Here is a 15,366-nt window from a genome sequence, read left to right as displayed (position 1 = left end):
TTGTGGCTTTTTTTATACGTGTTCGATTTTAATCACTGGCCGCTTTTGACACGACGCGGTGAGCAAGCAGGATAAAGTATCCTTCACGGCCTGCGCGCTAAATTCAATGAGTTCTATATCAGGTACTTTGATCTGACCTGATTTCACATCAGCTAGGAGCTTTTGCCCCATAAAGCATAAGTGCTGCTGTGCACAGAGGTTATTTGCTAGCCAAGCACCACCAATTGACACAACACCAATGTTTGGCGACTTCTCAAACAACAGCTCTTGAGGGATTTCACTAAACCCATTCAAACAGGCTATGCGGCCACAAAAACGTAAATGTTCTAAGTCTGTCACAAACGAGTCGCCGCCAGAGGTGTTTAAAATGCAATCAAAACCCTCAGGGCCAATCTCGCGCTTAATTTGGTCGCACACGTTTTCTGACTCACAGTCAAAAGCAAAGTCAGCGCCTAACTTACGCAGTCGTTTATGATGCTCTTTTTGTGCAAAAGCAAAGACTTGCGCGCCCTTTTGCTTTGCGTATTGAATGGCAAAATGCGACACGGCACCCTGTGCGCTATTGATGGCGAGAGAGTCACCCTCTTGTAACTTTAACTTTTCAATGGCGAGTAAAGCAGCCATACCAGCATTCGGTAAGATCACCGCCACTTCTGGGCTAATATCGGCTGGCAATTCAGAAACTGCGTGATTGGGTACCACCGCAAACTCTTTTAACATGCCTTTTTGTGCCAAGTTCGCATTAAACAACACTCGGGTGCCCGCTTTTGGAAATACCCCTTTACCAGCTTGGATCACTGTACCAACGGCATCCAACCCCAATATATGCGGGTATTCCCATTGGCTAAACCCATCTCTTGCCATTTTTGCATCTAAGTGATTGAGCGCAACATATTCAATGGCCACAAGTAATTCATTACTGCCTGGCTCAGGCATGGCGTGTTCGCTCATTACTAAGTCAAAGTCGAGCCCGTGCGAACGTAATTCAAGGGCTTTCATCTTCGTGTTTTCAATAGACATAGTATGTTGTATCTCCAAAAGTGGCGCTGTTGCAAGTATTAAATACTTGCAACCAAAGCCTTAGACCATTGTCCGTTTAGTTCACCATATACACTTACCGACGAGCTAAGTAGCATATTTCTCATGGCCATTTGCGATTGTTGCGCTATTAAAACATCTTGTCGCGCATCCAACAACTCAAGATAGCCCAATTGCCCCTCTTTATATCCTGCGGTTGCTTGCTGATAAGCACTTTCGGCTGCAATCACTTGCTCATGTGCATAATTTACTTGCACTTTAGCTTGTGACAAGGCACGTAATGAATACTCAGCCTGTGCCAAAACATGGGTTAAGGTTTGACGGTAGTCATAGTAACTCGCCTCGCTCAGCGCCGCTTGCCTGTCTAACTGTGCCAATAATTGTGGGTAGCTAAACAAAGACCAGCTCAACGTGGGGGCAACCTGCCAGCTAGATTGGGTATCATTAAAATTAACCCCAGTTGGGTTGAGCACCCCAGCAAATGCCGAAAAACTAATGTCTGGATATAGCGCTCGCTCTGCACTTTGCGACAGGTAGCTTTGCTGTTTAAGCTTGGCAATTGCACTTTGTACATCACCGCGTTGCAGCAATGCATCTGATGCCGAGTTTACGTTAACGGCAATCGCTAACGCTTCATAGCGGCTCTGCTCTAATGCATGCAAACCTAGTTTATCAGTCGACTTGTTGGTCAACACTGCCAATGTCTGCTCAACTTGAGCCAGTTCTGTGGCAATGTGCGGTAAGCGTTGCTTGTGCTCAAAATATTGCGACTTGGTGCGATTAAGCTCCAGCTCTGTTGCCACGCCTTCTTTAACACGGATCTCAATAATGGCTATGGATTCTTCAAGTGCTGTCAGTTGCGCTTGAGTCAAGGCCTGAGTTTGCTTCAGCGCCTGCCATTGCAGGTAACTCTGTATGGTCGTTGTGACTAGCTCTCCTGCCAGAGCTTGATACTGGCCTTGCTGCGCCTCTGCTGCGGATGCGGCTGCATCCGCCAACTTGGCAATACGACCCGATAAATCCACATCCCATGTTAATGCACCGCCACTATTTAGTGATTCATTAATTGGGCCTTGCATGCCATTAGTAAGTACTGTGGTACCGCGCTGGCCAACAAGATTAATATTACCTTGTGGTAAGCGAGCGCGCTGAGCTTCACTTAGCCCCGCCATTGCAGCGCGCAAACGCGCTGCAGAGGCTTTGAGGTTTTGGTTGGCAGACATCACATCCACCACCAACTGATTTAAGTGCGTGTCTTCAAGTTGCTGCCACCAATTGGCTTCATCCGAGCGCGTCACTGTGTTGAGTACCGCTGTGCCGTCAACTTGCGAGTTAAATGCCTGCTGACTTGCAACCACATCTTGCTCGTAGGAGGTGCTTGTACATCCTACCATTGCAGCAACAGTCAGACTTAAAATAGACAGTTTAATAATGCGCATGTTTATTGCTCCTTTGGCGTTACTAGACGATAAAATACAGGTGTAAATAGTAAGCCAAACACGGTTACCCCTATCATGCCGAAAAATACTGCGTTACCCATGGCTTGACGCATTTCTGCACCCGCGCCTGATGCTAATACCAGCGGGATAACACCTGCGGTAAACGCGATTGAGGTCATTAAAATTGGACGTAATCTTAGTCGACATGCTTCAATTATGGCCTCTAAATGTGTCGCACCTTGTACGTGCTTGTCTCTGGCAAACTCTACCATCAAGATGGCGTTTTTCGATGCCAATGCCACCAATACAATCAAAGCAATTTGCGTAAAGATATTGTTGTCACCACCTAGCATATACACACCAGCAAGTGCCGAGAATATCGTCATTGGTACGATTAAAATAATCGCCAGTGGTAAACGCAAGCTCTCGTACTGCGCTGCCAGTACCATAAAGACTAAAACCACAACCAATGGGAACACATACACCATGGTATTACCTGCCAAAATCTGCTGGTACGTGACTTCAGTCCACTCGTACGCCATGCCTTCAGGTAAGGTATTTGCCAGTACTTTTTCAATGGCTTGCTGCGCTTGATCTGAGCTGTAACCCGGCGCAGGGCTGCCGTTTAGCTCTGCTGTCACATAACCGTTATAGTGCATCACACGATCAGGGCCAGTGGTTGCTTCAACGGTAACAACTGAACCTAATGGCACCATGTTGCCCGCGGCATTACGCACTTTCAGGTTATTAATTTGCTCTTTTTTCGCTCTAAATTCAGCATCAGCTTGCGCTTTCACTTGGTAAGTGCGGCCAAATAAGTTGAAGTCATTGACATAAACAGAGCCTAAATATACTTGTAAAGCATCAAATACTTCCTGTAATGGAATACCTTGGATGAGCGCCTGCTCGCGGTCGATATTAATGTCCATTTGCGGAACCTGTACTCTAAAGCTGGAGTAAAGGCCGGTCAGTGCTGGATCTTGCTGCGCCGCACCTATGGTCGATTGTAACGCTGCAAACAATGCTTCAAACCCTTGGTTGCCTCTATCTTGAATTTGCAGTTTAAAACCACCGGTTGTGCCCAAGCCTAAAATTGGCGGCGGTGGAAATACCGCAACAAATGCCTCATCAATGGCTGCAAAGCGCATATTCAGCTGCATCGCAATTGCCTGCGCTGACAAGCTTGGGTCGTTTCTGTCTGCAAAGTCATCCAGTGGCGTAAACACAATGCCGCTGTTGGTGCTATTAGTAAATCCGTTTACAGATAAGCCTGGGAATGCAACCGTGTGTGCAACACCCGGCACTTGCAGTGCAATTTCTTGCATCTGTTTAATGACTTCTTCAGTGCGGTCTAAGCTTGCTGCATCTGGTAATTGCGCAACGGCAACCAGGTATTGCTTGTCCTGCTGTGGAATAAAGCCGCCCGGTACAGACTGGAACAAACCAATGGTTGAGCCAACAAGTGCAAGATAAACCACACCAACAACCACACTCATACGGATAAGCTTTTTAACGATGGCTTCGTAGCCTTTTGCACCTTTATCAAATAAACGGTTGAATGGCTTAAATAACCATGCACCAAATAGCTTATCAAGCATGCGTGTTAATCTGTCTTTTGGCGCATCGTGCGATTTTAATAAAATAGCGGATAGCGCAGGTGACAACGTCAGTGAGTTAAATGCTGAGATCAGCGTCGAAATCGTAATTGTAAGCGCAAATTGCTTGTAGAACTGACCCGATAAGCCCGTAATAAATGCCGTTGGAATGAATACTGCGCACAGTACAAATGCAATCGCGATAATTGGGCCAGTCACTTCCGTCATGGCAATTTTAGTGGCTTCGTATGGACTGTGGCCATCTGCAATATTACGCTCTACGTTTTCCACAACCACGATGGCATCATCCACAACAATACCGATTGCGAGCACTAGACCAAATAAAGATAAGGTATTAATTGAAACACCTAACATTTGCATCACGGCAAACGTACCAATCAAAGATACCGGTACCGCAATCAATGGAATAATAGAGGCGCGCCATGTTTGCAAGAACACCACAACCACTACAACTACCAATAGAATTGCTTCCATTAAGGTCATGATAACCGCGTCGATTGAACCGCGAACAAAAACAGTTGGGTCGTAAGCGATTTCATAAGTCATGCCCGCTGGGAATGTTTTCTCAAGACGTGCCATGGTTTCACGCACATCATCAGATAATTCAATGGCGTTGGTGCCCGGACGCTGGAAAATCGGCATTGCAAGGGCTGGCTGGTTATCAAGCATTGCACGCAGTGCATAGTTTTCTTGGCCAAGTTCAACTCGAGCAATGTCTTTCAAGCGTGTCAGTGCGCCATTGTCGCCCACTTTAATGATCACACTTTCAAACTCTTCAATGCTCTCTAAACGGCCTTTTACATTTAACAAAATTTGAAATTGGTTTTCTTCAGGTGTTGGCTGTGCGCCCAATGAACCTGCTGCAACTTGTTGGTTTTGCGTACGCAGTGCATTAACCACATCAGAGGCCGTTAAGTTACGTGCAGCCAAAGCGTCTGGGTCTAGCCAAACACGCATTGAGTACTTTGCACCACCAAATAGCTGCAAGTCACCCACACCCGGTAGGCGCTTTAGCTCATCTTTGATGTATAAGTCAGCGTAGTTTGCCATGTAAGCAGTATCTTGCTCACCATTGGGTGATACCAAGTGCACAACCAATGCAAGGTTGGGTGATGACTTTTGAGCAGTGACACCTAGGCGCTGTACCTCTTGCGGTAAACGCGGTAATGCATTGTTCACACGGTTTTGTACCTGTACCTGCGCTTGGTCAAGATCAGTACCTAGTGCAAACGTGACAGTCAAGGTTAAACGCCCGTCACTGGTAGCTTGCGAGCCGTGATACAACATATTCTCAAGACCATTGAGCTCTTGCTCAAGTGGCGTTGCCACAGTCTCTGCAATGACTTTTGGGTTAGCACCTGGGTATGTTGCGTTAACAACAACTGTAGGCGGCACAACTTCTGGGTATTCACTGACCGGCAGTTGAAACAATGAGATAGCACCTGTGATGATAAAAATCATCGACAGCATGGCCGCAAAAATGGGCCTATTGATAAAAAAGTGGGAAAATTTCATAACGCTCTCTTAGTTTGCCGCACTGAGTAATAAAGAAGAGTCAGACTGTTTTAAAACAAACTGAGTATTTTCAAAGGCTAAACTGACAGAATTCGGGGTAATTGGCATACCTGGGCCGACACGCGCAGGACCATTAACAGCAATGCGATCGCCCTCTTCTAAGCCCGACTTAATGGCACGAAACGCACCGTAACGCTCGCCAAGTTCAACTAATCTGTACTGCAAGACATTGTTTTCGTCGATGGTCAGGACAAAACGGTTTTTAAGATCTGTACCAATTGCACGCTCAGGCACAATGGCCATTTGCTGTGCATTTTGTGCACCGATTGAAACGCGAGCAAATGCGCCCGGCTTTAAGTGATGCTGCTGTGCATCAAATACTGCACGCACTCGTAATGTGCCAGTGTTGGGATTAATTTCGTTATCGATAAAATCAAGCTTACCCGCTACTTGCTTGGTTTCGCCTAAGCGCTGAAGCTGTACTGTGATCTGATCTTGTACAGAGACACCAGCAAATTGGCGGCTCCATGTGCGCTCATCCACATCAAAATACGCGTAAATTTCATCGTCAGAAACAATGGTCGTTAGCTCAGTTTCACCCGCTTTAACATAGTTACCTGTGGTGACAACCGCGCGAGAAATAGTGCCGCTGATAGGCGCGGATACTTGGCTAAACTCTAAATCTAACTGCGCGTTTTGCAGACGTGCCTCAATGGCATTTTTGTTTGCAATCGCACTGCGAAGGGTTGCACTGCGCTGCTCTGCCTCTTCTGTTGAAATGGCATTTTGTGCAACCAAACGATTTGCACGCTCTGCTTCACCTCGTGCTTGCTCTAAGCTTGCCTCAGCACTTTTTAACTGGGCGTTTAAAGTATCAATCTGAGCTTGGAAAGGTCTTGGATCAAGGCTAAATAATAACTGACCTTTATTGACGCGCTCACCTTCGGTGAATGCCATACGTTCAATTTGACCGGATACACGCGGCTTAAGTAAAACGCGTTCAGGCGCTTCTAAACGCGTGGTAAATGTGTGCCAAGATTGAACTTGTTCAAGCTCAACGCTTGCTACGTCAATGGTTAAAGGTGGCGGCTGTTGTCCTTGCTGTGCATTGGATTGACCACATCCACTTAAAACAAGGGCAAGGGCCACAGCACTGAGTGTAAAACCTAACTTTTTCATTTGTTGCTCCGCAGAAAATTAATATGCGGACATCGTACGCCTGTTATTAATGACGAAAAATAGTGGTTTTTTAAAAACATTAATGCCAGAATGGCACCAATAAACATTTATAGTGATGCCAGATATGGATACAACCAGTCGATTGATCATGTTATTAGAAGTCGTTGAGCAAGGCTCTTTTTCAAAAGCTGCCGAAATCAGAAACATCGATCGCTCAGTTATATCTAAACAAATCAGCAAATTAGAAGAGGAGCTTGGTGTACGTCTGCTCAACCGGACTACCCGTTCGTTTTCATTAACTGCCGCTGGCGCTGAAATGGTTAAAAAAGCTGCTGAGCTGAGAGTGTTGCTACAAGACACAGTGCAAATGGCAGAGAACTATCACCAAGAAGCCCGAGGTTTATTGCGTATCACCTCATCAAGTTACATCGGTAAATACTACCTGCTGCCGGTGATCAATGATTTCCAAAAGCGTTTTCCGCAAGTCACCATAGAGTTAAGATTAGATGACCGCGTCATCGATATGGTATCAGAAGGCTTTGATCTGGCGTTTCGCGTTGGTGAACCAAGAGATTCCTCATTGATCGCACGTAAAGTGGCGCGAAACCGTATGTTGATTTTAGCCACACCACAGTTTATCGAGACCTATGGTGAGCCAAAAGAAATGTCTGATCTGGCTGAACTGCCAGCTGCTGCCTACTCAAGTAACCACATCCGTTTTGAGTCTATCAGCTACATTGATGACAAAGGCAAGCCTCAAGAGCAGCCTATTACGCCGGTGTTTAAATCTAACGATGGTGAGGCATTACTTGAAAAAGTGCTCTCGCATACTGCGTTTTGCACGGCGCCTGCATTCTTCTTTGCCGATCATATCGATCACGCGCAGCTAGTACCTATGCTGACACATGTGAATTTACCTGATTACAGCGCCATGTATGCAGTCTACCCGCACCGAGATTTACCGGTCAGGACGCGATTATTTTTAGATGCTGCACGGCATTATATTGGTGAAGCAGTGCCTCGTTGGGAGCACAATATCCCGGGTCTAGATAAGATGTATTTGCCGAAATAACCGAGTCAGAAATCAAGTAACCCGCTCTATGAGTTTGATATAAACTACAGCTTTCTGACAAACGTATTTTGGCATATGCCATTTTCAAACAATTCACTTTCTGTGCAACTGAAATGAAGTGGCTCGGCTAACTCACCGAATAAACTCACTCCGCCCCCCAATATGATAGGGATAGTTGTAATTATCATCTTGTCAATCAAGTCTGATTTTAAAAAGCTTTGAATTGTAACGCCACCGTCTATATACAAATCTACATACCCCTGCGCATTCAATTTATCTACCAACTGGGGCAACCCTCCACTGACTAACTTTACTTTGTCTTCATAACCTGTGGGAACACACCGCATGGTATTGCTCAAAACAAACACCGGCTTTGTATAAGGCCAATCGCAATCAAAGCCGCAAACTAACTCAAAAGTATTTCTGCCCATCACTAACCCGTCAATGGCAGCAATGTGATCGTCATACCCCAAATCCAGTTTTTGGGTGCCAGGAATTGAATGTAACCACTCAATTTCGTTGTTTTTATCTGCAATATAGCCGTCCAAGCTTGTTGCAATAAATACGATGTTCGCCATGACATCCTCATAGTTGATTTAAATAATAACTCCATTATTCTACGATGTAGAATATATAAATCAAATTAAGCATTCATAATGAGCAATACAGCCAAAAAGCGCGGCCGTCCCCAAAAGTCCCAAAGTGCACTAAGTAAAGCAGCTATCATTGGTGCCGCAAAAAATTTGATGGCAACAACAGGTAATATTCCCAGTATCCGCAAGTTATCAGCACAACTTGGGGTCGATGCGATGGCGATTTACCATTACTTTAAAAACAAAGATACCCTGTTAGAAGCGATTACCACCTCGCTAATTGAAGATATTTATACACCACAAAACTCAGAAGATTGGCAACAGGAGCTCAGTGCCCTATGCAAAAGTTACCTTGCGATACTGAGCCAGTATGACGGACTATTACACACTTTACTGAGCATGAAATCTGACAGCCCCGCAGAGGTCTTTATTAGCCGGTTTGAGCAAATTATCAGTGTCTTAGAACTAGATAGCAGCCAGTCGGAAGTTTTCTTACATCTGTTAGTAGACTACCTCCATGGGTTTTCACTGGCTATGAGCTGCGACAAAGGGAACACACTGAAAATTAATGGCATTGACAAACAGCTTGCATTTATATGCCACTACTACCAACACTTAAAATCATGAGCCCTATGACTTTAATACACTTTTTAAAAAATAAGTGACTGATGTAAGCAAGCTTAACCGCTCACTTCTATTTTAAGACCGCTTAACTAGACAGCCACCCGCTTGGCACCTTTCCCATACTCAATATAACCAAGTACTTACAATAACAAAAAAAGGAAAATGCCATGAAAAGAATGAAACTAATAAATCACATAAAAACCATATGTATCACTATGGCCACGGCATTGTTGCTCACAGGCCCATGTGCCAATGCCAATGCCAATGTAAATCTAGACCACAATGAAGGCGACAATCGCTTATCGCAATTACTAACAGACATTGAACAAGTACGAACTGTTCACAACATACCCGCTATAGGTGTCGCAATTGTTCAGCAAGGACAATCACCAATTACTCAAGGCCTTGGCTACGCCAACAAAGAAACAAATGAGCTAGCCACTGATAGACACTTATTTAGATTTGGTTCTGTCACCAAATTACTGCCCGGTATTGCAATTTTACAACTGCAATCCAAAGGCCTACTAGCACTTGATGACAGATTAAAAGATATTGCACCGAGTATTCAATTTAAAAACAAATGGCATAAAACCCACCCAATCCAAGTCCAGCACTTATTAGAGCATACCACAGGCTGGGACAGTCACGTGGCGGAGCAAAAAGCGCTAAATGATGATTCACTATCACTTGAGCAAGTGTTAAAGCTTTACCCTGAAAGCCGAATAAGTCGCTGGGCACCAGGCACGAGAGAAGCATATAGCAATACTGGCCCAACCGTTGCCGCGAGAGTGGTTGAGATTGTGACAGGCATGCGTTTCTCGGACTATGTTAATGAATATATATTTTCGCCACTATCAATGAAAAATAGCTCATTACTTAAACCTAAAAACTGGAATGAATTAGGCGCAATACCCTACTTAAACAATAACCTTCCTGTAGGCTACGAATATATGGCAACACGGCCTGCCTCTTCTTTAACAGCTTCAATGCAAGATATATCAAAACTACTTATGCTATTTTTGCAACCTGAACAATCCGGAGTGCTCTCTCCCGCATCAGTATCTCGAATGCAAAAAATAGAAACAGAATTAGGAGTTAGTCTAGGTTTAAAATCATTTAAAGGATTTTCACACAGTAAAGACATAATTAAGGGACAAACATTCTACGGACACAACGGTGGGCTTCCTGGGGTAGTGAGTACTTTTAGATATCAGCCTCAGTTACAAGTGGGTTTTGCAATTGCCATGACAAAACAAAATGGCCCAGCATACCGAAAAGTAAAAAAGTTAATCACTGAATACTTACAACTACCAGAAAAAGTGAATCATGAGCCAAATTTACCTTTGAGTTATCATTTTTCCGACGCCAGTGGCCTATACACGCAAATTAATACAAGTATGAGTTTAGGCGATATCGTCGCCTATTTTAGCAATGCCGTGATTGTAACGACTCATAAAGAGCAACTATCATTTAAATGGCTACTAGGTGGTTATCAATTATACTATTTTCAACAAGATGAGCAGCCCATACTTTATAACAAATATGGTACAGCACAAGTTGCTTTTGCAAAAGATCCAATTGCAGGAAATGTGCTCGTTCGCAACTCTAAAATATACAAAAAAACACCTGCTTGGGTATTCTATGCAAAATTAGCATCACTCGCTTTAAGCGCAATAATAGTGCTTTCTAGCCTACTGTACCTAGTTTTTTCCATACCAGTCAGTGCTGTAAAAAAGCTACTAGGTAAGCCAAAATCAAACTTTATAATTTGGAAAGCGTTAACACTTACAGCCTCTTTCATCGTTACGCTTACAGCGCTTCCTTTCATACTGTTAAGTGACTACATGTTACTAAATAGTATGAGCTGGGTTTCACCTCTAGTACAAGTTTGCTCAATACTATACCCCTTACTCAGTTTTGCTGCGGCAGCTTTTTGTTTGCAACAGTGTAAAAAAAGCATTAAAAGCTTTGTACATTATTACTTGGTAAGTATAGTAGCATCACATTGTGTTTTATCATTATTTTTAATGAGTTATAAATTAGTAAATATCCAATTGGCATCTTAGGGCAATCATCGATATGGGCGAAAATTCGCCCAAACTTGAATTTACAAGCCTGGCTTTTAACCAAGAACAACAATAAAAACTAATTACAGGCGCTTTCTATGTACTTTTTCCCACGAACACCTCTTTATTGGTTCTATCATTTTTCCGCACTCATTATGGTCATCAGTGTTGATTTGGTTACCAGCATTGAGCAAGGTGAAATTAATATACATGTTTTAAAAGTATCTATACTGTTTGCCATTTTCTTTACTATTTCCACTCTCATATTTAGATATATATTCAACACTCGTGGTTGGGTCTCGGCCCAATATCAAAAACAAATACCCAGCTTATTAATAGCGGGAACAGTGTTATCTATTTTAGTTACTTTTTCGATAATTACAGTCTGTTATTACGTCGATTTTTATAACTCTATTTATCTTCGCTATATTGGTGAAAACGTGTCTTTAATTAATGCGTACACATCCAGATTTATGTTAAGGCAATGCTTACAAACTCAATTATTCATTTGCTCTTGGATTTTTATTTATACAAGTATTAGCCACCAAAAACGGGCTATATCTGCAAAGCTACAAAGCTTGCAATTTGAAAACTCACTCAAGTCTACACAATTAGAAAGTTTAAACACGCAACTAAACCCCCATTTTTTGTTTAATACATTAAACAACATTCGCTTTATGATAGCCGAGTCAGTCGAAACAGCCGATGACATGATGGTCACGTTGTCCGAGCTGCTACGTTATGCACTGGAGGTTACGAAACAAGATAAAGTATCTCTTAACAGTGAAGTTCAAATGCTAAATAAGTACATGCAACTAATCAAAATACAGTATGAAGAAAAGTTAATTTATCATACTGAGATTCAAAGTGGCCTATCAGAATATCAAGTACCGCCCATGATGTTACAGCTATTAGTTGAAAATGCAGTTAAGTATGGCATAGAAAGCTCAAAAACTGCTGGAAAAATCAACTTATCTATTACTCAATCAAAACAAAGTTTAATTCTTCAACTGTCTAATACAGTCCCGAAAGAGATCAATACTACAACAACCAGCATGCAGATTGGCCTAGCAAATATTCGGGAGCGGTTATCACTACTTTATGGCCCTAAAGGATCCCTAGAGACACAGCTTAACGATAAGCAATTTATCGCGACTTTAACTTTGCCTAAGGAAGTGACATGTTATCAGTAGTTGTTATTGAAGATTCAAGGTTAGCCCGTAATGGCTTGATACGGTTACTGGAGCCCTTCGCAGAAATAGACGTTATTGGTAGTGCAGATTGTGTTGCTAATGCATTAGAGTTGGTCAAAAACTTTAGGCCTGAAGTACTCTTTTTAGATATCCATATGCCTGGAGAGAGTGGCTTCGATTTACTAGAACAGCTAGATTATTCTCCAAAAGTTATTTTTACAACGGCTTACAATGAACATGCGTTGAGGTCATTTGACTATAACGTTGTTGATTACTTATTAAAGCCAATAAATAAATCTCGTTTATGTGACGCTATTACCAAATTGACAGCATCAGACGTGGAGACACCTTCTGGCACTTTTCAAGAGCCAGAAGTTGCGACTATGACTATGCAAAGTAAAGTATTTATTAAAGATGGTGAGCAATGTTATTTACTTCCGATAAAAGAAATCGATTATTTTGAAAGCTGTAAAAACTACACACGAGTTTTCTTTTCTAATAGAGATGCGTATATAAAAAAGCCACTGAACAGTGTATTAAAACGCTTACCTGAATCAGACTTTTTTCAAGCGAACCGTCAGCAGATCATAAATCTAAACTCAGTGACTAACACTGATTTAGGAGTTGGTGACACATGTGAAGTAACGCTCAATCATTGCACCTCAATTTCAGTTTCTAGGCGCAACTTACAAATAATGAAGGCTAAATTAGGTTTCTAATTTTAAGAAACTATTTTTTCCTCAACTTATGCTGGAAACTAATTTCATCTTGTGCACCTATTTAACAATGTCTAAAAAGCGGGTGCTATTCAATCAATACAATTTCTTTTTTCTGAGAGATGCGCTTTACAAACAACAACTGAGTGTCATTGATATCTGAAATCGACGTAATACCGTCATCGATTTGCTTAAGCACTTGAAAGGTATGCTCTTTTAAATTATAGCGCCACAACATATTGCCTTTTGTCAGCCCAAATAAACGACCATCTCGCTCAACAAAGCCGGCCTTATGCGTATGCTGATTTAATAGCGCCAAAGCCACCACCTGGCCCTGATTTAAATGCCAAAATTGACCATTTGAATCTTGATAAACCAGCTCATGAGGCTTCAATAGCACTGCATCTTGTATTGCCACTTTAAGCAAATTCTCTATTTCCCCCTCTTCATTTCGAGTTGATAGATGTACTATCGCTTCTTTCTCATAAGCCAATAAAGTATGCATAAGCAGGTTCGACTGATATACCCCTACGAACCTTTGCTCAGATAACAAGCGTTTATAATTTCCAGTTAAGTCATAGAGGTACAGCCCTTGGTTAGTCGCAACATATAACTTATTTTCATCAGCGCTCCACTCCACAGACGATGGATATTCAGCACCATTAAACTGTGTCAATCGCCTTGGCTCTCCTCCACTCGACAACCAAACTTGTTTTCTTCCTGAACGCTCAGAGATAAACGCGAGGTGTTCCGTATTTTGACTCCATTTCCCTTGTTCTTCTCGCCTTGTAGAGCGAACACTGGGTTTTGACTCACCCAGCACTTGGCCATCAACATAAGGCATAGTAATTAAGTCCGAATCGTAAGTACCGTAAGTGCCCACTATCACATTGCTATGTGGGTGGAAATTAATGCTGTAAATATCCTGATAGAGGGGCAAGGAGATAGGCTTTACACTGCCATCAAAGTCCAGTTCAAACAAGGATTTACCACTACCATAAAGCAACCTTTTTGAATCAGGGTCAAAATTGGGGTAAATACGTGAACTGCCATCAAATGACGCGGGAAAATCAATGATATTTTGCGCAACAAGCTCACCTGAGGGTTTTAGCAAGCTCAATACTTGCCCTCCTTCTTGGTTAAACCCTATCACGGCCAATAATTGATGAGTGGGTGAATACCTTAATACATATAAATGTAAGTTTTTATCTTCAAAGAGCGTGGCGACTTGATGGTTATTTATATTGTGCAACGCAACACGTAACTGATTGTTTTGTAAATCAAGTGTGGCAAATGAGTCTGCAGTTAACCACTGCGGATGATACATTTTGGTCGGCTTACATGATTTTAGTACATGTGGTGTTTGCGGACTTTTCAAGGCTTCAGCAAAGTTAATTGCCACCAAATCCCAGCAGTTTGTTACAGTGTTTTGGTATTCAATGGGCTCATGCTCACATGCTCGGTTTTGCAAAAAGCCCAACTTTTCCCCATCTGGTGAAAACGTAAACCCCGTGAATTTAGCCCCGCTCAGTGTCAGCTTCATTGATTGCTCATTTGCAAGATCTTTGGCCCACAGCTCACTCTCGCAACTCTCTAGGTGACGGTAAAATACCAAGTATTTACCATCAGGTGAAAATACTCCCGCGCCTTCTTGTACATCACTGGCAGTCATAGAAGTCAGTTGAGTAAACTCAAGCGTCTCACTCTGCGGCTTTGCAAAATAAAACACACCAATCAAGCTGAGCATAAACAATACGATTGCCAAAAAAAGTACAGGCTTTGTGGCTTTCTTTGCATGTGTGTGCGCCTTTATTTCTGGCTCGGTTTGTTGCTCGACCCATAAAACTTCAGCTTCTAAGCTATAACCTTGCTTTGAGTGCGTTTTAATGATGGCCTGCGCTTTACCGTCATCGCCAAGTGCCTTTCGCAGTTCAGCAATAGCACGCTGTAGCGAATTAGGTGACACAACAACGCTTTTCCAAACCTCGTCAATCATCTCATCATGGCTGACCACTTGTCCCTGTCTTTTTGCCAAGCAATATAAAACCGCAATTACTTTAGGCGGCAAGACCTGCGGTTGGTTTTTATTGGTGATTTGATTTCTCGCGGTATCAATAACTCGCTCGTTTATTATTATTTTTTGTCGCACGTATTTTAGCCTAGCTTTTCTTATCAGTGCTCACGCATACCCATAGTAAAACACAAATAAGCAATAATTTCATAAAGATATCATGATGATTTCAGGTCGATTTCATGTTTCCCTTGCTCAGTTTGTCACACTGTAGCCTCGAATATCACAATAATAATTCAGGAGC

11 protein-coding genes are annotated in these 15,366 nt (G+C 42.7%); 5 read left to right on the top strand and 6 right to left on the bottom strand.

Going from position 1 to position 15,366, the window contains the following annotated elements; all coding sequences use genetic code 11:
* Positions 1–12: 12 nt before the first annotated feature.
* From N477_RS05100 to N477_RS05085, 4 genes are read right to left on the bottom strand one after another with little or no spacing between them, the layout of a single operon-like run.
* Entirely contained in the window at positions 13–1,020 is a 1,008-nt protein-coding gene (locus N477_RS05100) for a zinc-binding dehydrogenase (RefSeq protein ID WP_046356489.1), read from the bottom strand.
* A gap of 38 nt (positions 1,021–1,058) precedes the next feature.
* The gene (locus N477_RS05095) at positions 1,059–2,477 is read right to left on the bottom strand and encodes a TolC family protein (RefSeq protein ID WP_063360508.1); all 1,419 of its coding nucleotides are present in this window, start codon (positions 2,475–2,477) and stop codon (positions 1,059–1,061) included.
* A gap of 2 nt (positions 2,478–2,479) precedes the next feature.
* Positions 2,480–5,608 carry an efflux RND transporter permease subunit gene (locus N477_RS05090; protein ID WP_063360509.1) on the bottom strand — a complete coding sequence of 1,043 codons (3,129 nt, stop codon included), beginning with the start codon at positions 5,606–5,608 and terminating at the stop codon, positions 2,480–2,482.
* Between the two features lie 9 nt (positions 5,609–5,617).
* Entirely contained in the window at positions 5,618–6,787 is a 1,170-nt protein-coding gene (locus N477_RS05085) for an efflux RND transporter periplasmic adaptor subunit (protein ID WP_063360510.1), read from the bottom strand.
* 124 nt (positions 6,788–6,911) lie between these two features.
* On the opposite strand from N477_RS05085, the gene N477_RS05080 reads away from it, so the two are divergent.
* Complete coding sequence (locus N477_RS05080; protein ID WP_063360533.1) at positions 6,912–7,859, top strand: LysR family transcriptional regulator; 948 nt, start codon at positions 6,912–6,914, stop codon at positions 7,857–7,859.
* A 44-nt stretch (positions 7,860–7,903) separates the two neighbouring features.
* Here N477_RS05080 and N477_RS05075 read toward each other — a convergent pair whose 3' ends face one another.
* On the bottom strand, positions 7,904–8,437 hold the full coding sequence (locus tag N477_RS05075; protein WP_063360511.1) for a dihydrofolate reductase family protein: 534 nt from the start codon (positions 8,435–8,437) through the stop codon (positions 7,904–7,906).
* 78 nt (positions 8,438–8,515) lie between these two features.
* Between N477_RS05075 and N477_RS05070 the strand changes: the two genes are divergently transcribed.
* From N477_RS05070 to N477_RS05055, 4 genes are all read left to right on the top strand, one after another.
* On the top strand, positions 8,516–9,079 hold the full coding sequence (locus tag N477_RS05070; protein WP_063360512.1) for a TetR/AcrR family transcriptional regulator: 564 nt from the start codon (positions 8,516–8,518) through the stop codon (positions 9,077–9,079).
* Positions 9,080–9,243: 164 nt separating this feature from the next.
* A complete protein-coding gene (locus N477_RS05065; RefSeq protein ID WP_063360513.1) occupies positions 9,244–11,142 on the top strand; it encodes a serine hydrolase domain-containing protein in 1,899 nt (632 codons plus the stop codon).
* A 98-nt stretch (positions 11,143–11,240) separates the two neighbouring features.
* The gene (locus N477_RS05060) at positions 11,241–12,335 is read left to right on the top strand and encodes a sensor histidine kinase (RefSeq protein ID WP_063360514.1); all 1,095 of its coding nucleotides are present in this window, start codon (positions 11,241–11,243) and stop codon (positions 12,333–12,335) included.
* Positions 12,323–13,054, top strand: a complete 732-nt coding sequence (locus N477_RS05055) for a LytR/AlgR family response regulator transcription factor (RefSeq protein WP_063360515.1) — start codon at positions 12,323–12,325, stop codon at positions 13,052–13,054. Before N477_RS05060 ends, N477_RS05055 begins: the two co-directional genes overlap by 13 nt.
* Before the next feature lie 85 nt (positions 13,055–13,139).
* On the opposite strand, the gene N477_RS05050 is transcribed toward N477_RS05055, so the two are convergent.
* A complete protein-coding gene (locus tag N477_RS05050; RefSeq protein ID WP_063360516.1) occupies positions 13,140–15,200 on the bottom strand; it encodes a winged helix-turn-helix domain-containing protein in 2,061 nt (686 codons plus the stop codon).
* Positions 15,201–15,366: the final 166 nt, after the last annotated feature.

The organism is Pseudoalteromonas luteoviolacea H33-S (assembly GCF_001625695.1).
GTDB lineage: Bacteria > Pseudomonadota > Gammaproteobacteria > Enterobacterales > Alteromonadaceae > Pseudoalteromonas > Pseudoalteromonas luteoviolacea_B.
This window is presented reverse-complemented; position numbering and strand designations above follow the sequence as displayed.

Excerpts from the sequence above, each read along its gene's own strand:
- N477_RS05060 (WP_063360514.1), top strand. The coding sequence starts at position 11,241 with ATGTACTTTTTCCCACGAACACCTCTTTATTGGTTCTATCATTTTTCC.
- N477_RS05090 (WP_063360509.1), bottom strand. The coding sequence starts at position 5,608 with ATGAAATTTTCCCACTTTTTTATCAATAGGCCCATTTTTGCGGCCATG.
- N477_RS05100 (WP_046356489.1), bottom strand. The coding sequence starts at position 1,020 with ATGTCTATTGAAAACACGAAGATGAAAGCCCTTGAATTACGTTCGCAC.
- N477_RS05065 (WP_063360513.1), top strand. The coding sequence starts at position 9,244 with ATGAAAAGAATGAAACTAATAAATCACATAAAAACCATATGTATCACT.
- N477_RS05070 (WP_063360512.1), top strand. The coding sequence starts at position 8,516 with ATGAGCAATACAGCCAAAAAGCGCGGCCGTCCCCAAAAGTCCCAAAGT.
- N477_RS05075 (WP_063360511.1), bottom strand. The coding sequence starts at position 8,437 with ATGGCGAACATCGTATTTATTGCAACAAGCTTGGACGGCTATATTGCA.
- N477_RS05095 (WP_063360508.1), bottom strand. The coding sequence starts at position 2,477 with ATGCGCATTATTAAACTGTCTATTTTAAGTCTGACTGTTGCTGCAATG.
- N477_RS05080 (WP_063360533.1), top strand. The coding sequence starts at position 6,912 with ATGGATACAACCAGTCGATTGATCATGTTATTAGAAGTCGTTGAGCAA.
- N477_RS05055 (WP_063360515.1), top strand. The coding sequence starts at position 12,323 with ATGTTATCAGTAGTTGTTATTGAAGATTCAAGGTTAGCCCGTAATGGC.
- N477_RS05085 (WP_063360510.1), bottom strand. The coding sequence starts at position 6,787 with ATGAAAAAGTTAGGTTTTACACTCAGTGCTGTGGCCCTTGCCCTTGTT.